This is a genomic window from Gardnerella vaginalis ATCC 14018 = JCM 11026 (genome assembly GCF_001042655.1).
Classification (GTDB): Bacteria; Actinomycetota; Actinomycetes; order Actinomycetales; family Bifidobacteriaceae; genus Bifidobacterium; species Bifidobacterium vaginale.
Genome location: NZ_AP012332.1, coordinates 987,213 through 1,007,819 on the forward strand (window position 1 = coordinate 987,213; position 20,607 = coordinate 1,007,819).

At 42.2% G+C, this 20,607-nt stretch carries 16 protein-coding genes; 4 read left to right on the forward strand and 12 right to left on the reverse strand.

Features of this window, described 5'->3' with window-relative positions:
• Nucleotides 1-109 precede the first annotated feature (109 nt).
• Nucleotides 110-1,045 carry a pyridoxal 5'-phosphate synthase lyase subunit PdxS gene (gene pdxS, locus GAVG_RS03815; protein ID WP_004113518.1) on the forward strand — a complete coding sequence of 312 codons (936 nt, stop codon included), beginning with the start codon at nucleotides 110-112 and terminating at the stop codon, nucleotides 1,043-1,045.
• A gap of 15 nt (nucleotides 1,046-1,060) precedes the next feature.
• Entirely contained in the window at nucleotides 1,061-1,654 is a 594-nt protein-coding gene (gene pdxT, locus GAVG_RS03820; RefSeq protein WP_004113516.1) for a pyridoxal 5'-phosphate synthase glutaminase subunit PdxT, read from the forward strand.
• A 94-nt stretch (nucleotides 1,655-1,748) separates the two neighbouring features.
• On the opposite strand, the gene GAVG_RS03825 is transcribed toward pdxT, so the two are convergent.
• Complete coding sequence (locus GAVG_RS03825) at nucleotides 1,749-3,512, reverse strand: glycoside hydrolase family 13 protein (protein WP_009994174.1); 1,764 nt, start codon at nucleotides 3,510-3,512, stop codon at nucleotides 1,749-1,751.
• 452 nt (nucleotides 3,513-3,964) lie between these two features.
• On the opposite strand from GAVG_RS03825, the gene GAVG_RS03830 reads away from it, so the two are divergent.
• A complete protein-coding gene (locus GAVG_RS03830; protein ID WP_009994175.1) occupies nucleotides 3,965-4,735 on the forward strand; it encodes a type III pantothenate kinase in 771 nt (256 codons plus the stop codon).
• Between the two features lie 39 nt (nucleotides 4,736-4,774).
• Here GAVG_RS03830 and GAVG_RS03835 read toward each other — a convergent pair whose 3' ends face one another.
• The 11 genes from GAVG_RS03835 to map all read right to left on the reverse strand — a co-directional run bounded on the left by GAVG_RS03835 (nucleotide 4,775) and on the right by map (nucleotide 18,301).
• Nucleotides 4,775-6,265 (reverse strand): ABC transporter substrate-binding protein, encoded by a 1,491-nt coding sequence (locus GAVG_RS03835; RefSeq protein WP_009994176.1) that lies wholly within the window; start codon nucleotides 6,263-6,265, stop codon nucleotides 4,775-4,777.
• An 11-nt stretch (nucleotides 6,266-6,276) separates the two neighbouring features.
• Nucleotides 6,277-8,184, reverse strand: coding sequence for a glutamine--fructose-6-phosphate transaminase (isomerizing) (gene glmS, locus GAVG_RS03840; RefSeq protein ID WP_004114934.1), 1,908 nt, complete (start codon nucleotides 8,182-8,184; stop codon nucleotides 6,277-6,279).
• A gap of 108 nt (nucleotides 8,185-8,292) precedes the next feature.
• The gene (locus GAVG_RS03845) at nucleotides 8,293-9,114 is read right to left on the reverse strand and encodes an amino acid ABC transporter ATP-binding protein (RefSeq protein ID WP_013399629.1); all 822 of its coding nucleotides are present in this window, start codon (nucleotides 9,112-9,114) and stop codon (nucleotides 8,293-8,295) included.
• Between the two features lie 66 nt (nucleotides 9,115-9,180).
• Nucleotides 9,181-10,173, reverse strand: a complete 993-nt coding sequence (locus tag GAVG_RS03850; protein WP_004113501.1) for an amino acid ABC transporter permease — start codon at nucleotides 10,171-10,173, stop codon at nucleotides 9,181-9,183.
• A gap of 160 nt (nucleotides 10,174-10,333) precedes the next feature.
• A complete protein-coding gene (locus tag GAVG_RS03855) occupies nucleotides 10,334-11,260 on the reverse strand; it encodes an ABC transporter substrate-binding protein (protein WP_004113500.1) in 927 nt (308 codons plus the stop codon).
• Nucleotides 11,261-11,867: 607 nt separating this feature from the next.
• Nucleotides 11,868-12,356, reverse strand: a complete 489-nt coding sequence (gene smpB, locus GAVG_RS03860; protein WP_004113499.1) for an SsrA-binding protein SmpB — start codon at nucleotides 12,354-12,356, stop codon at nucleotides 11,868-11,870.
• 30 nt (nucleotides 12,357-12,386) lie between these two features.
• Nucleotides 12,387-13,781, reverse strand: coding sequence for a CHAP domain-containing protein (locus tag GAVG_RS03865; RefSeq protein WP_004113498.1), 1,395 nt, complete (start codon nucleotides 13,779-13,781; stop codon nucleotides 12,387-12,389).
• Nucleotides 13,782-13,936: 155 nt separating this feature from the next.
• Nucleotides 13,937-14,860: a permease-like cell division protein FtsX gene (ftsX, locus tag GAVG_RS03870; protein WP_004114923.1), complete on the reverse strand. Its 924-nt coding sequence runs from the start codon at nucleotides 14,858-14,860 to the stop codon at nucleotides 13,937-13,939.
• Nucleotides 14,860-16,206 (reverse strand): cell division ATP-binding protein FtsE, encoded by a 1,347-nt coding sequence (ftsE, locus tag GAVG_RS03875; protein WP_004114920.1) that lies wholly within the window; start codon nucleotides 16,204-16,206, stop codon nucleotides 14,860-14,862. Before ftsE ends, ftsX begins: the two co-directional genes overlap by 1 nt.
• Nucleotides 16,207-16,324: 118 nt before the next feature.
• Complete coding sequence (gene prfB / locus GAVG_RS03880) at nucleotides 16,325-17,467, reverse strand: peptide chain release factor 2 (protein ID WP_004120869.1); 1,143 nt, start codon at nucleotides 17,465-17,467, stop codon at nucleotides 16,325-16,327.
• Nucleotides 17,468-17,527: 60 nt separating this feature from the next.
• The gene (gene map, locus GAVG_RS03885) at nucleotides 17,528-18,301 is read right to left on the reverse strand and encodes a type I methionyl aminopeptidase (RefSeq protein ID WP_004132877.1); all 774 of its coding nucleotides are present in this window, start codon (nucleotides 18,299-18,301) and stop codon (nucleotides 17,528-17,530) included.
• A gap of 91 nt (nucleotides 18,302-18,392) precedes the next feature.
• Between map and GAVG_RS03890 the strand changes: the two genes are divergently transcribed.
• Nucleotides 18,393-20,525 carry a M13 family metallopeptidase gene (locus GAVG_RS03890; RefSeq protein ID WP_013399630.1) on the forward strand — a complete coding sequence of 711 codons (2,133 nt, stop codon included), beginning with the start codon at nucleotides 18,393-18,395 and terminating at the stop codon, nucleotides 20,523-20,525.
• The last annotated feature ends 82 nt before the right edge of the window (nucleotides 20,526-20,607 follow it).

Consider the following 20,607-nt stretch of genomic DNA (forward strand, 5'->3'; position numbering starts at 1 on the left):
GCTTGCATATTAACAAAATACATACGTTTAATAGATGCATGAAAATGTGTAGTATAACAATGTACAACATAAAAATGCGTTTAATAGGTTTAGTAAAAAGCGAGGAATAATGGCAGAGAACTTGAATACTACGGTAACAGTAAACGAATCCTCGGATCCGCAAAATAACGGCAGCCAAGACCGCACTGCTCTAAATCGCCAGCTTGCACAAATGCTTAAGGGCGGCGTGATTATGGATGTTACTACTCCAGAGCAGGCGCGAATTGCTGAAGATTCTGGAGCTTGCGCTGTTATGGCATTGGAGCGTATTCCTGCCGATATTCGCGCGGCTGGCGGAGTTTCTAGAATGAGCGACCCAGCTATGATTCACGGCATTCAGGAAGCTGTGTCTATTCCTGTTATGGCAAAATGCCGTATTGGTCACTTTGTTGAAGCGCAGGTGCTTGAGGCTATTGAGATTGATTACATTGACGAAAGCGAAGTGCTTAGCCCAGCAGACGACGTTTACCACATTAACAAGCGCGATTTTGCAGTTCCATTTGTTTGCGGTGCAAAAGATTTGGGAGAAGCTTTGCGCAGGATTAACGAGGGTGCTTCCATGATTCGCACAAAGGGCGAGCCTGGAACTGGAGATGTTATTCAAGCTGTGCGCCACATGCGCATGATGAATTCCGCAATACGCAAGCTTACAAGCATGCGCGAAGATGAGCTTTTTGAGGAAGCTAAGACTTTGCGCGTGCCTTTCGATCTTGTAAAGTACGTTGCACAAAATGGCAAACTTCCTGTTGTAAACTTTGCAGCTGGCGGTGTTGCAACCCCTGCAGACGCTGCTTTAATGATGCAGCTTGGTGCAGAAGGCGTTTTTGTTGGCTCTGGCATCTTTAAGTCTGGAGATCCAGCAAAGCGCGCTGCTGCAATAGTTAAGGCTGTGACTAATTACAAAGACGCTAAAATGATTGCTAAGCTTTCCGAGAATTTGGGCGAAGCGATGGTTGGTATTAACGAGCAGGAAATCAAGCTTTTAATGGCAAATCGCGGCGAGTAATTGAGGCGAATTATTTTGGCAAACTCACCTATCAATACAAATAATTGCTCGCATACTGTAGCAGTTTTAGCTGTTCAAGGTGCTTTTCTTGAACATCGCTTAATGCTTGAAAAATTAGGCGCACACGTTATTGAGCTTCGTCAAGCGCGCGACTTGGAGCAGTCTTTTGACCGCCTTGTTTTACCGGGCGGCGAAAGCACTGTGCAATCGAAGCTTCTCAAAGAGCAAAATATGCTCGAGCCTTTGCGTGAGAGGATTGCAAGCGGAATGCCAGTTCTTGGCACTTGTGCAGGCTTGATTTTGCTTGCAAAAAACGTGGAAGGTAACGAAGTTAGCGGATTTGGCACGCTAGACGTTACAGTTAAGCGCAACGCTTACGGCCGCCAGCTTGGAAGCTTCCACTACGAATCTGAGTTTGGAAATCTTGGCAAAGTGCCGATGACATTTATTCGCGCGCCTTATATTGTGCAAGTCGGGTCGAATGCAGAAACTCTTGCAACTGTAGATGGCAACGTTGTTGCCGCGCGCCAAGGAAATCAAATCGGAACAGCTTTCCACCCAGAGCTTGATGAAGACACTAGAATACACCAGCTTTTCTTAAGCTTATAGATATCTTGCGTTTGTAAATTAAAGTGGCACTTAAATAACTTGATTAAGTGCCACTTTTATTGATTAAATCGCCAGTAAAATCGCTAATAAATCGCTATTTTACTTCAAAAATCGCGTATCCAAAAGCTCCAAGAGATTGATTTTGAGCATCATAATTGTAGCTAATAATCGGCTTACAATCAGGCAAAGCACTAAACGAATCGTTAGATTCATTAAACGCATTTAAAGCTACAACAACACGCTTAGAGTCAGTTTCTCGCGCAAACACAAACTTTCCGCGCTCATCATAGTCAAGAACTCTAAAATTACCATGAATAAAGCAATCGTTATTTTTACGCAATTTTATAAGTTCGCGGAATAAATCACGATTATCGCTGACAGGATTTGACCAAGGCATAGGCGCTCGATAATCACACTCTTCAAAACCAATTACACCAAGCTCATCACCATAGAACACGCTTGGGGCTCCAACAGATGTAAGCAAACAAAGCTCAGCCAAGCGGAATCGCTTATCTGCCGTAGAAAAGTCGCAAGCTTCCGAAGAGCTTTGAGCACACAAGCTTCTAAAGCGACTAACGTCATGGCTATCAAGCAAATTCAATTGACCTTGAACAATCGGGAATGGGTATCTTAAAAGCATATCTACAAATCGACTATTAAACTCGCGCGCATTAATCTTGCCAAAAGCAAAGAAATCGCGGCAAACTTTGCGGAATTCGTAGTTCATAGTGGAGTCAAACATGTCTCCTTGTAGCCAACGCTCAGAATTCTCCCAAATCTCAGCAATTAGCACACTATCTTTTTTAGTCTTTTTAGCAACAGAGCGGAAGGCACGCCAAAAGTCTTTATCAACTTCATTCGCAACATCCAAACGCCAACCGTCAACATCAAAATCTTCAAGCCAATAGCGGCAAACGTCCATAAAATAGTCGCGAACTTCGGGATTAGAAGTATTGAGCTTTGGCATTTTACGCTCATACGCAAAACACGTGTAGCTTGGGCGCTTACCATCTTCGGGGCGCTTAACAGGGAACTTTAATCCATAGAACCAATCCTTGTATCGCGAATTTTCGCCATTTTTAACAACATCGTCAAACGCGAAGAAATACCAACTAGAATGATTAAAAACGCCGTCAATAATTATGTGCATGCCGCGATTATGAACCTCGCTAACAAGCTCCCTAAAATCGTCGTCCGTTCCTAAATTAGGGCAAACATGGTAGTAGTCAAGAAGATCGTAACGATGGTATTCTGCAGCTTTAAAAATAGGATTTAAATACAAGCAATTAAAGCCCAAATCCTCAATATAATCAAGATTTTCGATTATTCCTCTAATGGTTCCACCTAAACGAGTGTGTAAAGTTTGGCCAGTTTTCTCATCAAAATAATCTTTTGCCTCGCAACTTATGCCACGTTTAGAATCTGCAAAACTATCTGGGAAAATGTTATAAACAACAGCCTCTTTAAGCCAATTAGGAACGTCGCTAATCTCCTCGCGGCGAATAAATGGGAACTGGTAGACTTCTGTACGATCTTCTGGAAAATCAGTCGCAATAGTATCGGCGTACAAATACAAGCGCTCATCCGCATCTTGCATCTCAAAGTAATAACAAACTCTATCTAAATCGCTGCTTATGTTTGCTTCATAGTAGTCAAAGTAATCGTCGCTCGCAATCTTTTCCATTTTCAGCGTGCAGAACTGATCTAACGGAGTCAAATCGACGCGATTTCCGTAATGCAAAACGCATGAACAAAGATTATTCTTTGCCGCACGCAAGCGAATTGTTAAACAATATTCTGCCGTAGAATACGCATATTGTGAAAGTGGTCGGTGCAATATTGCTTGACGATTTATCATTTACATTTCCTTTCTAGCCTCGCTGCCATTGTTTTCGACTTTATCACCTACTGTGCTACACCGCTACACTTTGATGGTGACTCGCCGAGAGAGCAAGAAAAATCGAGAATCTCGGCGATGAAAGCCACGCAATTGTTCAGACTCGTAAGAGGGCTGGGTGATTCTTGGTCGAACAATATAAGAGCGGCAGCCGATACCAAATAATCCAATGATCAACCACTACAAACAAACCTCAACACAAAAACAAAATCAAAACCAAATCGGAACAACCGCAACAACAACCAACACACAAGAGGCAGAGCGTTGTAAGACAAGAATTAGCCAGCCCTCGCGCAACACCAAGTAAAGAAAGCTTGTAAAAGCCCACAACAGACTTAGCGTTAATGTAGTATTGCTCTAAAGATGCGAATACTTAAGTTTGGCAACACGCAACAAACGCAACGGAGGCGAATATGCTTTTAGCAGTAGACATTGGCAACACGAATATTGTGCTTGGATTCTTGGAGAACGGCAAGATTGTTGGCACGTATAGAATGACTACAAAAGCAAATCACACTTCCGACGAATACGGCATTATGATTACGCAATTCTTAAATCTTAGCGGTTTTAGCGTAAACGATGTTGAAGATGTTATTGTTGCTTCGGTTGTCCCAAAAGTTATGCACTCGTTCCGCGCAAGCATTGTTAAGTTTTTGCAAATCGACCCTATGATTGTAGGCCCTGGCGTAAAAACTGGCGTAAATATTCGCATTGACGAGCCACGCTCTTTGGGAGCAGACTGCTTAGCGGATTGTGTTGGCGCGTTTTACGAATACGGTGGCCCCGTATTAGTTATAGATTTTGGCACAGCTACAACCTATAACTACGTTGATAAAAGCGGAGCAATTACTTGCGGACTTATTTGCACGGGAATTAGTGCGGCGGCTGCAGCTCTATGGGATAATACTGCTCAGCTTCCAGAAGTTGAGATTTCTCGCCCTAAATCCGTTCTTACAAAATCAACTCGTCCAGCTATGCAAGCTGGATTGTATTACAGCTTCTTGGGTGGAATTGAGCGCACGATTGAGCAATTCAAAATAGAAATAAATGAGCCTTTTAAGGTTGTTGCTACAGGCGGCTTGGGACGACTTTTTGAAAAAGACGTTGAAACTATTGATTATTACGATCCAAATTTGATTTTTAAAGGAATGTACGAGATTTATAGACGAACGATCGGCTGCTAGCGACTTTTCCTTTGGATTACAGACCTAAAGTGCATAAGTCTAGCGCACAACAAAACCCTGATTATACCCGTATTCTTTCAAGTCTTTTTTCCAAAGATTAATACCATCTTTAAGACTAATTTTAGGACCAGGGTCGTCTGGAAGTTGAAAATCCTTACCATCGTCTTGTTTAATGCCTGCATCAATCATCGACTGCACTGTTAAACGTGCTCTTGATTTTCTGTTCCAATCATAGGCCAAACCGACTGTGAAACGAAAATCGCTACGAGAATATACTTCAAACGGCAAATATTTGTAGCCTGTGTCTACATGATTTGCTGCATCTGCAAAAATACGGTTGAATTGTTGTCCTCCGAAATATGGCACATCGATTCCGCGAGAATCACGAACCATTGTTTTGTTTAGAAACGATTTGTCTCTAAGAGTCACAACGTCTGCTGGGAATGCTCCAGATAAAACTCTTTCTTTAATACCAGTCTGATCATGGCATACAAAATTCACAAAACGCATCGCGGCTTCAGGCTTGCGACTAGACTGAAGGACGCTTAGAGCAGATCCTCCCATTTGCGCATTGTCATTGTTTCCATTCATAGTCGGAACTCTCGCTACACGCCACAACCCTGCTCCGCCTGGAATATCATGCATTAAAAGCGATGTCATCCATGCTCCAGCAAAAACAGATGCAACACTGCCAGAACCGACTGCACTTTTCCAAGCTGGAGTCCAAGTTGCAAGTCTTGTATCAACCAAATCTTCGTCAATCATGGACTGCCAAAATTTAGTAAAGTCTTTTGTTCCTTTGTCTTTACTTAAGCGAACTGTAACGGTTTTACCATCGTGAGAAGTTATAAAAGGTCTTCCTCCTGCAAGCCAAATCATAGCGTTGTAAAAACTTGCATCTCCAGAATCTGCAGCAATATAAACGCCAATATTTTTTAATTTTCTTGCAGCATGTAGATAATCCTTCCAGGTGTGAATTTGCGTAACATCCACACCTGCTTGGTTGAATACGTCTTGATTATAAAACCATGCTAAAGGACCTGAATCCATTGGCAATCCATAAACTCGTCCTCCTAATTGAACAGAAGACCATGTGCCTGGCGTATAGAATGTTTGAGTTCCTTGAACGCGATTTGTAATATCCAAAAGTTGTCCGCTAACCGCGTATTGTGGCAAAGCGTGGTATTCAAGCTGGGCAACATCTGGCATACCGTAACCGTCTTGAATAGCACTGTTAAGATTGTTGTATCCGCTTGTATCTTTAACGCTAACTCGAATATCTGGATTTTGTTTCTCAAAATCTGCCGCAATCCGCTTCATGCTTGGTTCCCAAGACCATACTGTTATTTTTGTTCTAGAATCAACAGATCCGCATGACGCACAAAAAGCAACAATAAAAACGCATGTAATCGCAGAAATTACGCGCTTTATATTACGAACAAAAACGCGGTTTATATTACGGTTTATATTACGCATAACAAAACAACCAAAATCCTGCTTGCGACTTTTCTGCGGGCTTCTTGCACACATAATATTCACTGCTATTCTACAGTTACAGATTTTGCAAGATTCCTAGGCTTATCAACGTCATAGCCTTTAAGCTTTGCCATATTCATAGCAAAAAGTTGTAATGCTACAACATCTACTAAAGGACTTAACAACGTTGGGCATTTAGGGCGCCAGAACACAATATCTGCGTAACGCTCAGCGTCTGGATCACCATCTTCTGCAACCGCAATAGTAAACGCTCCGCGAGCCTTAACTTCTTCAATTCCCGAGATTACTTTAGCGTGTAAAACGTCTCTGCCTCTAGAAGATGGCACAATCACAACAACTGGCTCGCCTTTGTCTACTAGAGCTATCGGGCCATGTTTAAGCTCTCCTGCCGCAAAACCTTCTGTAAACGTGTACGCAATCTCTTTTAGCTTTAATGCGCCTTCTAAAGCAACTGGGTAGCCAACATGCCTGCCAAGGAACAAGAACGATTTTGCGTCTATTGTTTTCTTTGCGGCTTGCATAATCGAATCAGCTTGCGTATCTAAAACGTTTTGGATTTTATCTGGCATTTCTTTAAGCTGAGACACAATTTGCTGAATCTCATCTCTGTACATTGTTCCCTTGACTTGAGCCAAATAAAGCCCAAGCATGTATGCTGCTACGATTTGCGCAACAAATGCTTTTGTAGAAGCAACTGCGATTTCTGGGCCAGCATGAGTGTAAAGTACAGCATCCGATTCTCGCGGAATACTCGAGCCTTGAGTGTTGCATATTGCAAGCACGCGGCTGCCCTGCTCGCGCGCGTGCCTTAACGCCATTAACGTGTCCATTGTTTCGCCAGATTGAGATATTGCGACAACAAGCGTTCTATGCGTTAAAATTGGGTCTCTGTACCTAAATTCGTGAGCCAACTCCACTTCTACTGGCACGCGCACCCAATGTTCAATTGCATATTTTGCAACTAATCCAGCGTAGCTTGCTGTTCCACAAGCTACAACTATTATCTTGTCGATTGATCGCAAAATATCTTGACTAATTCTAACTTCGTCAAGAATAATATTCCCTTTTGCGTCGAATCGTCCTCGTAAAGTATCAGCTACGGCATGCGGATCTTCGTGGATTTCCTTATCCATAAAGGAATCCCATCCGCCTTTTTCTACTGCAGAAGCATCCCAGTCTACTGTAAAACAACTAGGGTTTTCAATCTCGTTGCCGTCAAAATCAGTAAGACGAAGCTGTGCTTTTTTGTTTCCTTCTATATCTCCGATTAAAACAGCTTGATCTTGACCAACTTCAAGCACTTTATCTGTGTATTGAACAAAAGCAGCAACATCGGAGCCTAGAAAATACTCGTTATTTGAAACACCTACTACAAGCGGCGAATCGTGACGAACAGCAGCAACAATATTAGGCTGTCTAACGTCTACTGCAAGTAGAGTAAAAGCTCCTTTAAGAATTTTTGCAACTCGTCTTATTGCTTCAAAAAGATCTGGCTTACCAGTTTCTTCAATTATTTGATTCGCGATTTTTCCAAGCGCTTTTGCTGCAACTTCCGTATCTGTTTGAGACGAAAACTCTATGCCTTCTTTTTGCATTTGTTCTTTAAGACTAATAGCGTTTTCAATAATACCGTTGTGAATAAGTGCGATTTTTCCGTCGGCACTAACATGCGGATGCGCATTTAAATCACAAGGAGCGCCATTCGTAGCCCATCGAGTGTGACCTATTGCCACACTCGCTTCTGGCATTGGATCAGCTTCTATATCTTTTCTTAAAACAGCTAAGCGACCAGCTTTTTTGCGTACGCATATAGAATCCATTCCTGGAGCAGCAAGAGCTACTCCAGATGAATCATATCCGCGATATTCTAAGCGTTCTAACCCATTTAAGCAAACTTCTAGAGGCTTTGAGCAAACTGTGCCAAAACCTGCATATCCTACAATGCCACACATAATTTTCTATTGTACGTTATAAAGCGTGCGTGTTTCTACACATGTCGAAAATATGCAAAAATCTTATTAAAATATGCAAAAAATACTTGCAAAACACTTGCAAAACACTTATAAAACGTGATGTAGAAAATCTTTAAATCTTTCTGTTTGTGGGCAATCTATGATTCCTGAAGTACCACATTCAACAACTTTTCCGCCATCCATGAACACAACTTGATCTGCAACTTCTCGCGCAAAGCCAATCTCGTGAGTTACAACAATCATTGTCATTCCATCATTAGCTAAATCACGCATAACGTTAAGCACTTCACCAACTAGTTCTGGGTCTAATGCAGACGTAGGCTCGTCAAAAAGCATTATTTCTGGTTTCATCGCAAGCGCACGCGCAATGGCAACTCGCTGCTGCTGACCACCCGAAAGCTGAGAAGGATAATGGTCTAATCTATCTGCCATTCCAACACGTTCAAGTTCTTTAATTGCTAAATCGCGTGCAGCGGTTTTGTCCATGTGTAAAACATGAACTGGCGATTCCATAACGTTTTCAATAGCAGTCATATGTGGGAACAAATTAAAACGTTGGAACACCATTCCAAGCTTTGCGCGTTGCGCTGCAATTTCATTGTCATTTAACGCTTGCAATGCTTCTTTACCATTATGTATAACGGTTTTTACGCCAATGCGCTCGCCATAAATTGTGATTTTACCAGACGTAATTTTTTCTAGCTGATTTATCAATCGCAATAGGGTTGATTTTCCACTTCCAGAAGGACCAAGTATGACTGTTACACTTCCTGGATTAACAGTCATGTCAACTCCCTTAAGGACTTGAAGATTACCGAAGGACTTGTGTAAATCTTTTATGACTACTGCTGGAGTATCACTTTTAGTAACATTTTGGCTTTGTGTATCAACCGTTAAAATATCAGTCATTTTTCCTCAAATCTAATTACGATTATATAAAATTTGTAATTTTGACGCGGTTTATGCGTTATATGTTTATGCGTTAAAACCTAACATTGTTGCATTATTGCGACCCTTTACAGCGTCACTATTCGCTTTAATCGCATTATCTCCACGTTTTGCAGCATTAGAGTTAATTTGAGCATTGTTTACAATGTCTTTTGCTTCGAATCCTTTACCAAAATGCTTTTCTAACATAACTTGAAAAACCATCAAAATAGACGTAATAATTAAATACCAAATGCTAGCAACTATAAGCAACGGAATCGGCTTATAAATACGATTTGCTACAGCATTTGTTGCAAACTGAAGTTCTAAGGTAAAAGGCACAGCTAAAACCAGAGACGTAGTTTTAAGCATACCGATAGTCTCATTGCCCAAAGGTGGAACGATAATACGCATAGCCTGAGGCAAAACAACCCTGCGCATAGTCAAAGACCTGCCCATGCCAAGAGCTTGAGCTGCCTCAACCTGACCAGCATCCACAGCTTCTAAACCAGCACGAACAATCTCCGACAAATACGCAGCCTCATTAAGGGACAATCCAATAACTGCAGCGTTTAAAGAAGTCATAACAACGTTGGAATCAATGGAGAAAAACTCAACGGATGTAAATGGAATGCCCATACTCAACTTAGGAACAAGTACAGCAAACATTCCCCAAAATACTAGCTGCGTATAAACTGGAGTACCCCTAAAGAACCAAATAAAGAACCAGCTTACGGCTCGAAGAACAGGGTTTACAGACTTACGCATCATTGCTAATCCTATAGCAAGAACGATTGCAATAATCATAGACAAGAATGTGAGTATTAGCGTCCAAGCAATGCCTGTAAGAACATTGTCGCTTATTAGATATATGCCTACAACATTCCACTCAAATCGCGGATTTGTAACTATAGAATAAAGCAGCGAGCACGCAATTATAGCTACGATTATGCCAGCTATGATTGGTCCAGGTTTTTTGACTGGTAGAATTCGATCACCATCAGAATTTTGCGAAAGCTTCTTACTCGCATTGTTAAACATATTTTCTCCATTAACATTTTAAATTGTCACATATGTGAATAATAACTAGCGGATTATTAACTAGTAATTAACGCACTTGCGATGTACAAATATATTAAATACAAATAAAGCGTGCGGTTTTCACTATACTAATAGCTACAAACGCACGCCAAATTTAAGATCAGACTTCTGGATTTACTTGTGCTTCCTTAATGGCAACGTTTTCAACACCCCACTTCTTTAGAATGTCGTTATAAACGCCATTCTTCATAAGCTTATCGATTGCAGCCTTAATGAGCTTTAGCATCTTAGCATCGCCCTTCTTAACGGCTGCACCCATTGGCTCCGCGTCGTTGCTGCTTTCTAGAATCTCTAGCTTTCCATTGTTCTTTATTGCAGCATAACCAGCTACAGGAGTGTCAGCATACATAACGTCTGCACGACCAGAAAGCAATGCTGTAGTGGCGTCGGTCTGCTCCTTAAAGCTCATGATTTCTAGTGGCTTATCGTTATTTGCCTTGCACTGCTTTTTAGCTTCTTCCATGATTGGCTCGCCAACAGTGCCTGTTTCTAATGTAACTTTTTTGCCGCAAAGATTCTTTGGATCTACTTTAGTTGGGTTTCCTTTACGAACTTCAAAAGATAAGCCAGCGTTTGCGTACGTTACAAAATCAACGGACTTCATACGTTCAGCGTTTACAGTAAAGCCCGAGATTCCAACGTTATATTTGCTTCCGATTGCTGGAATAATGGAATCAAACTGAGCATGCATAATCTTCGCTTTTAAGCCCATCAATTTTGCTAAAGCTTTAGAAAAGTCGATTTCGTAGCCGACTGGTGTTTTGCCATCTGCAGCGAAGAACTCTGCTGGAGCATAGCTAACGTTTACACCAACTGTTAATTCGCCAGTTTTTGCAACGCTTTCTGGAACAAGTTTTGCAATCTCATCGTCTTTTTGAACTTTGCTTACATCGTAGCTGCGTGCCACATCTGGGTCTGCTGCCTTAGAATCGGCTGGACCGCATGCGCATGTGCATCCAATCAATGCAAGAGTTGCAATTGCTGCAATAGGCTTAATTGACTTAAAAATCTTATTTGACTTAAGCATTTTCTTCTCCTGTCCAATATTTAAAGAATAAATAACTTATAATTTACAGTGATATGCATAACTATACACGATATCGCTACTAAATTGCGATTATTAAAATGCAAAAACTGAATATTCATAAATTGCCATACATGAATATGCTAAAAATCAGCAAAAAATAGCGAATTACAAAATCGAAAGCCGCATATTATTCACAAAAATGAATAATATACGGCGTGTCGTTTATAGACCTACTACAAAGTTGTACGATTACACCAAGCTGGGTAGAGATTCGAGATTTTTCGCACTGAATGAGATGAACCTCAGCATCTTTGATGGTGATTCATCGAATGAAGAAGAAAAATCGAGAATCTCAGTGATAAAAACCACGTAATTGTTCAAGCACGTAAGAGGGCTGGGTGATTCTTGGTCGAACAGTATAAGAGCAGCAGCCGATACCAAATAATCCAATGAGCCACCACTACAAACAAACTTCAACTCAAAAAAACAAAATCAAAGCCAAATCGGAACAACCGCAACACCAGAAAACACGTAAGAGGCGGAGCGTTGTGAGACAAGAAACACCCAGCCCTCGCGCAACAGTAAGCAAGAAATAAAAAACAGCAAATCACCTAGATTGCATATTCTTGTATCGCATAGCGCGCAATGCTTCGCGCTTATCTTGTTCTTCGCGCAACGCTTGACGCTTATCGTACTCTTTTTTGCCTCGCGCCAAAGCAATCTCAACTTTAGCGTAGCTGCCTTTAAAATAAATCCTCAAAGGCACAATGGTATAACCTTTAGCTTCAATCTGCCTAGAAAGCTTAGCAATTTGAATCGCATGAAGAAGCAACTTGCGCTTGCGCTTAGGAGCATGATTATTCCAAGTGCCATTTAAGTACTCTGGAATATTTGCGCCTTCTAGCCAAATCTCACCACGTCTATCAATATTCACAAACGCTTCAGCTAAAGAAGCTCTGCCTTCGCGCAAAGACTTAACCTCTGTGCCAGTAAGAGCAATACCTGCTTCATAGCAATCTTCAATCGCATAGTCGTGATTTGCTTTTTTATTTCTTGCAACAGTTAAAGTACCATCTGAACCAGGTTTTTTATCCAAATTACACCAGCCTAAATCGAATCATAAAAATTAATAGTGAACATACTCATAATTGCCAGCATTACGAATAGTCCTATAAGACGGGAACGTAGCAAATCCAACGCCACCTTCAGAAATCAGTACCGAACCGTCCGAATTAACGCGTTCAACAACAGCAACATGTCCATATGTAGGATCTGATCCAGCAGCTCCTCTAGCAAATACCATAACAGCACCAACATGCGGTGTGCGATTTACAAGATACCCAAGTCTACGCCCAGAATTCGCCCAATCAGCACCGTTGCCCATAAAGGATCCTACTGGAAGACCAAGCTGTGATCTGCGCAAATACGCCCAAAGTGTGCATTGGCGAGCTGGATAGGCAGAACCTCCAGCTGTGTTACCAGTATTATGACCATAGCAATTGCCAGAACCAGCAGGACAATTCCCAGGAACCGCGTAATTCATACCATTTGCAGCACCATTAGAAAGCGGCAGCGAAGGCAAAGAAGGAGTATTCCAACTGCCGCCGCCTCTAAGCTGTTGACGATTACCATTATTAGGATTCATGCGAGCTGCAGCCGTAGCAGCTAAAGCCCTAGCTTGAGCGTCAATTTGTGACTTCAAAGCAATTATTTCCGCAGCTTCGCGAGCATCTTGAGAAGTAAGACTATTCTTTTGACTCTCTAACTGCTTTCTTAGAATAGTTCCCTGATCTCTTAAAGACTGAAGAGAACGCTGCTTTTCACTGGCAGCCTTAGCCGCAGCCTGAGCACTCTGCGCCTCAGAATCAGCTTTTGCTTTTAATTTTTGAATCTCTGTTTCAATAGCAGCTAAGCGCTGACGTCTATTCATAGAATTACTCAAAGTAACAGCAGCATCATTTGCAGCATTTGCTTCGCTACGTGCAACAGCAGCTTCTGACTGAAGTTTTCCAACAAACTGCTCGGTAGTAGTGGATTTAGTCACCATTGCCATTACGTTAGAGGCATTGGAGCCATGGAAACTTTTGCGAGCAAGTTGAGCTACAGCAGCCTTTGCATCATCAAAATCTTCGCCAGTCTGCTTGATTTTTTCTTCTAAATCGAGTTTGTCTTTTTGCGCAGACTGCAAACGCTGATTTGTTGATTCAACAAGGCCCATAGCTTGTTGCGCTTGCTCCTGAGCTTGCTGAGCAGCACGGACTTGATTAGGGATTTGATGTTCGTTTAAATCATTGAGCTCTAGAATCTTATCAGCAAGCTGTTTATTTACTCCAGCAAGACGCTTTTTAAGAGCGGCATTACTTTGAACTTTCCTGTTGTAATCTTGCATGGTAACTGCATCAGCGCGTAGTGGCTGGCAAGCATATAAGGTAATACCGGCAGAAAGCATAAGAAAGCTGCTTGCAATCGCGCTTGCAACAGTGCGCTTACAATATTTTGCATGGCATTTCTTGCTTTCCATATTTACTTCCCTTTCAAGTAGAATAATTCAAACACAACTAATGCGAATTATACATTGAAAATTCTATTATCGATAAAATTTTTTTATTTATGATTTTTTATTTATGATCTATTAATGTTCATAATTTATTGATAATTTAAATTTTTCTTTTATGTTTACGCTTGCAGATATCTTCTGAGTGCAACCGCGGAGGCGACTATTGAAAGTAGCACGGCTCCAAGAACCAGCACTGGAACTGTCATCCAAACAGTTGTTTGATTTACAAATGGCATCCAACGAACGTTTTGTGCAAGCCAATCTGTAATAAACACTTTAACAACAACGCTTAGCGCGCACCCAGATAGCAGAGAGCCCATAAGGGACGCAAAAGCACCTTCTAAAATAAATGGCATGCGAATTGTCCAATTAGACGCGCCCACAAGTCGCATAATCTCCGTCTCTTGTTTTCTAGATGCTGCAGACATACGAATAGTTGTACCGGTTAGCATAATCGCAACAACAACCATAACTGCAGCAAGCACGATTGTAACAGCCGTGGCATGATTCAAAACGCTAAACACTGGGTCAAAAATTTGTCTTTGGTCTACTACTTCCTCAACACCATTTCTGCCAGAAAGAACTTCTGAAACAACCTGGTATTTAGTTGGATTTGTGAGCTTTAGTCGCAAAGAATCTTGCATATCAGCAGCTGTTAAAGTACGCCCCTGATATAAGCCATTAGGATATTGCTTAAGAAAAGTATTCTTGTAAAATTCGCTTCTACTAACATAAGTGATATTCGAAACATCATCACCTAACTCTTGGTTAATAATGTTTTCCAATTTTACAATTTCTTCTTTAGTAGGAGCTTTTCCAGAAGCACAGGATGCTGACTGACTTGTACCGTCTGGGCAAAGCCATGCTACAACTTCTACCTTGTCATACCAATCGCCTTTGGCTTTTGTGATTTGCGCTTGCATAAGAACAGATGCGCCTATAAACAAGAACGATATGAAGGTAACGAGCATTACCGAAACAATCATAGAAACGTTTCTGCGCAAGCTAATCCACGTTTCTGAGAATATGAACTGCAATCGCATTACTCGTCTCCTTCGTTCTTAAGATTTTCGCTTTTACTGGCTTCAGATTTACTTTTTTCATTGGATTCTTTAGATTCAATATAATCGCCAGTTTCGCTTGGATTCTCGCTTGTATTGCCGACGTTTTCGCCAGAATTTTCGCTAGAATTTTCAATATCGTTTTCGACAATATTTTCTGTATTATTCTTATCTTTTTGATTCTCACTTAAATCAAGAGAATCGCCAGAATCCGAAGAGTTGCTAGAATCTGCAAAATCTGAATTCTTCATATCTTCAGCATCATTCGACTTTTGCACGGGAGGAGCTGGTGGAATTGAAAGACCACGCCCCCAAGTCATAGTTGTTTCTAAAGGCTGAAAAACTTCACCATATCTACCCGTTCTGCCTGAATGAACAGATTGCGCAAGTCGAGCAATACCCTCATTATCTTCAGAACCATTTTGCAAAGTTTGCGCAACAGCATCCATAGCCTGCTTTGCTTGAGCTGCACGCTTTGCGCGTTTAGACATGAATCTGTAATTTTTAGGATCTTCAGAAGACGAGTTAAAACTAGTGTGATCAGAGCCTGAATCTGCCACAGTACGAACACCTGAATCGCCTTCAACTGCCTGCTGAGCTTTCGACTTTTGCTCAACATCTGCGTCTGGGAAGTAAAGCGCAGAATCATAAGAGCCTTCGCGTTCGTCTCGCACAATTTTTCCAGCATGAAGCTCCACAACTCGCTTGCGCATTGAGTTAACAATTTCTTCATTATGCGTAGCCATAACAATTGTAGTGCCCGTACGATTAATAGCGTCCAAAACTTCCATAATGCCAAGCGAAGTAGTTGGATCCAAATTACCAGTAGGCTCGTCAGCGAGAAGAATTTGCGGATGATTCACGTACGCGCGCGCAATTGCAACACGCTGAGCTTCACCACCCGAAAGCTCATGCGGATAATTATTTTCCTTACCAGTTAAGCCAACCGTTTCAAGCACACGCGGAACAAGCGACTTAATAGTAGAACGACTCGTGCCAATAACTTCTAGTGCAAAAGCCACGTTCTGATACACGGTTTTATTATTCAACAGTTTATAATCCTGGAAAATAAAGCCGAGAGTACGTCTATACTGCGGAACCTGACGATTCACTAAGCGTCGCAAGTCATTACCAGCAACGTGAATCTCGCCCTTAGTGGCCTCCTCTTCGCGCAGCAGCAAGCTTAGAAGAGTTGTTTTACCAGATCCAGACGCCCCAACAAGAAACACGAAGTCGCCACGATTAACGTCTAAAGAAATATCGTCCAAAGCAGGGCGCGTACCCTTAGGATAGATCTTCGACACATGTTCTAGTGAAATCAGAGACATATTCTGCAGTTTCCTTTACGAACTATTGAACGATATACTTTAATTTTGTTTTTAACTATTTTATATTTTATTTTTGATTTTTATTCTGACTTTTATCTTGAATTTTATCTAATGCAGACTAAGCTTGCGACTTTTCCTCAGCCTCTTTTTTAGCTGCAACTCTCTGTTCGTGACGCCAACGAATTCCAGCTTCAATAAAACCGTCAATATCGCCGTCAAAAACAGCCTGAGTTTGCGAAGTTTCGTAGCCAGTGCGCAAATCCTTCACCATCTGGTATGGGTGAAGCACGTATGAGCGCATTTGGTCTCCCCAACTTGCCTTAATATCTCCAGCAAGCTCCTTCTTTTTCGCTGCTTCCTCAGCATGCTTAAGCACAAGTAAACGCGATTGCAAAACCGCCATTGCAGCAGCTCGGTTCTGAATCTGGCTGCGCTCATCTTGCATTGAAACAACCAAACCAGTTGGCAAATGCGTGATGCGCACAGCGGAATACGTAGTGTTTACGCCTTGTCCGCCAGGGCCAGACGCCTGGAAAGTATCCACACGAATGTCAGAATCTGGAATGTCAATATGATCTGTAGCTTCAACAAGTGGGATTACTTCTACGGCACTAAAGCCAGTTTGACGCCTGCCTTGATTGTCGAATGGAGAAATACGAACCATTCTGTGAGTGCCGCCTTCTACGGAAAGACGACCATACGCATATGGGGCATCAACTTGGAAAGTGGCGGATTTAATACCAGCTTCTTCTGCGTAAGACGTATCCATCATCTTAGTTTTGTAGCCGTTTCGTTCCGCCCAACGCAAGTACATTCTAAGAAGCATTTGCGCAAAATCGGCAGCATCCACACCACCCGCACCAGAGCGTATTGTCACCACCGCTGCACGAGCATCATATTCGCCGTCAAGAAGAGTTTGAACTTCCATATCGTCCAACTCGTGAGCAATAGAGCCAAGCTCCTCTTGAGCCTCGCTCATAGAATCAGCATCCTCTTCTTCCTGACCAAGTTCAATCAAAGTCTTAGTATCTTCAATGCGTTGCTCAACGGCTTGTAAACGCTTTAATTGAGACTGAGCTGCCGAAAGCTTACTCGTAACTTGCTGAGCGTGATCAGAATCATCCCAAAGTCCAGGCTCCGAAGCCTGCTTTTCTAAATCTGCAATAGCAGTCTTCAACGAATTAACGTCTAAAGCCTTAGAAATCAAAGAATACTTTGCTTCAACATCATTTAACGCTTGGGCAAAATCAAATTCCGCCATTTATTTAAAGTACCTCTTTATATTTTATATTATTCGTTTTACGCACTTACTATTCGAAGTTTAGCGTACGGTCAAAATCTCTGGACCATTCTCTGTAATTGCAATCGTATGCTCGCTATGAGCGCCACGCGAACCGTCAGCAGATCGAAGAGTCCAACCGTCTTTTGGATCTTGATAAATCTCGTCAGTAGTCTTTAAGAACCACGGCTCAATAGCAATAACCAAGCCTGGGCGAAGCTTGTAGCCGTGATGCGCAGTGCCATCGTTAGGAACGTGCGGATCGCCATGCATAATATGGCCAACTCCGTGACCGCCAAACTCAAGGTTTACGCTGTAACCATACTCGTGAGCAACGCATCCAACAGCTGCGGAAATGTCTCCAAGGCGGTTTCCAGGCTGAGCCATGTTAATTCCAGCCTCAAGTGCTTCCTCAGTGCACTTAATTAAGCGCAAATCTTCAGGATCCGCATGCTTTCCAACCACGAAACTAATAGCAGAATCTCCAACCCATCCGTCAACGTTAATCGCTAAGTCAAGAGTCAACAAATCGCCGTCTTTAAGGTTGTAATCAAAAGGAACTCCGTGAAGAACAGCATCGTTTACAGAAGTGCAAATGTAGTGCGCAAAAGGACCAGTTCCAAAATCAGGAGCGTAGTCAACATAGCAAGAAGACGCACCTTTACGGCTCATAATGCGTTGACGAACAAAGTCATCAATCTCAAGAAGATTTGTTCCAACTTTTGTCATTGCTTGTAAATCTTTAAGAATACTACCAACGAAGCGACCCGCAGGCTTCATAGCTTCAATCTCGGATGGAGTTTTAAGTTCAATCATGATTTAAGACTAACGCGCAGGCACGAAAATAGCGCAAAATATAGCGAAAATACTAGCTAATGATGTCGCTTAATACTTGTAATCTAGGCACATGCCTAATAACAATGATAATAATAATAAAGAATCGCAGAAGGAAATTTCTGCTGTAAATTTTGACCCAGCTTCCTTCTCATCGGTTACTCGACCACAAGACGATTTATTCCGTTACGTAAACGGTCCTTGGATTGACACTTACACTCTTCCAGAAGACAAGCCAATGTATGGTGCTTTCTACAAGCTCGCAGAAGATGCAGAGACGCAAATTCGAGATATTTTAGAAAGCGAAGATTGCCCAGCCAAAAAGTCGCGAATCTTATACCGCAACTATTTGGATACTGCATCTATTGAAAAAGCTGGAATTACGCCAATTAAGAGCGATTTAGACGCTGTTGATGCGGCAAACAGCAAGGAAGACCTGGTTCGCACTATTGCTTCTCTTACTCCATACGGTGGTCCAAATGCAATGTTTGCTTTTGGCGTCTGCGGAGACCCTAAAGACCCTAAGACGAATATTATGCACATTGAGCAGGCTGGATTGGGCTTGCCAGACGAAGCATACTATCGCGAAGATAATTACGCTCCGATTCGCGCTGAATACGTAAAAATGGTGGCTTCATTGTTGCGCTTAGCTGGTTACGGAGATGCCACTACTACAAGAGAGCAATCGGAACGTTTCTTGAAGGTTGAAACACAAATCGCAAGCAACCACTGGGATAACGTAGCAACACGCGATTCTCAAAAAACTTATAATCCTTACGATTATGCTGATTTGGCAAAAACGCTTGAAGCGTTAAATCTTGACGCATTCTTGGATGCTGCCCAAAAATCTTACGACGATTCCGAAGAAGCAAAGAATCAGCCAATAGATTTTCGTAAAGCTTTTAGCAAAGTAGTAGTTCACGAGCCAAGCTTTATAGAAGGATTGAATAAGATTTGGCAAGAAGCCGACTTAGAAGATCTAAAGCTTTGGGCACGCGTGCACGTGATTTTGTGCTGGGCAAGCATGTTAAGCGAGGATTTTGCACAAGCGCGATTTGACTTCTACGGCAAAGTTCTTTCCGGCGCCACCAAGCCGCGCGATCGCTGGAAGCGCGCAATCGGAGTTGTTGACGATGCTTGCGGCGAGGAAGTCGGTAAAGAATACGTGCGCTTGCACTTCCCTGAGTCTTCTAAAAAGTATATGCAAGGCTTAGTTGACAATCTTATTAACGCTTACCGCGAGTCGATTTCTCACAGCAGCTGGCTTGGCGAGGAAACTAAAGCAAAGGCTTTGGAAAAGCTTAGCAAGTTTGAGCCAAATATTGGTTATACTAATCATTGGATTGACTACTCTGCGCTAAATATTAAGGAAGACGCTTGCTTAATTGAGAATATGCGCGAAGTTTCTCGATTTGTGTTTGGTAGGTATACTGCAAAAGCTGGAGAACCTGTGGATCGCGAAGAGTGGCAGATGACTCCGCAAACTGTAAACGCTTACTACGATCCGCTGCTTAACGTAATCGTGTTCCCAGCTGCGATTTTGCAGCCGCCATTCTTTAGCCCGAGTGCTCCAGACGCAGCAAACTACGGCGCTATTGGTGCCGTAATCGGTCACGAAATCGGCCACGGTTTTGACGATCAAGGTTGCGAATACGACGGCGACGGCGTGCTTAACAATTGGTGGACTGAAGAAGACAAAACCAACTTCACTGAGCGCACTAAAACGCTTATTGAGCAATACAATGCTTTTACACCAACGCAGCTTATTGTTAAATACTCTCACTTAAAGAGCAAAGAAGAGCGCGATGCAATGCCTCACGTAAATGGCGCTTTAACAATCGGCGAAAACATTGGTGATTTAAGCGGAGTAACTATTGCTCTTAAAGCCTACGCTTTTGCTTTGCAAAAGAGCAAGGGACAAGAAATCGACGGAAGTGACGATGCGATTCGCGAAACTTTGCTGAACGCTCCTAAGATTGATGGTTTCACTGCTTTGCAACGATTCTTCTTAAGCTACGCACTTGTGTGGCGTTCAAAGGCTCGTAACGAGATTGCGGAGCAATACCTTCAAATCGACCCACACTCCCCTGCAGAGTGCCGCACTAATGGCATTGCGCGCAACGTTGACTTGTTCTACGATGCTTTCGACGTTAAAGAAGGCGACGAGATGTGGCTCGACCCAAGCGAGCGCGTACACATTTGGTAAATCGCAAATAAAACTAAAGTAAATAAGTAAACAAAAGCCTGCAAGCGTTTAAAACGTTTGCAGGCTTTTTAAATGATACTAA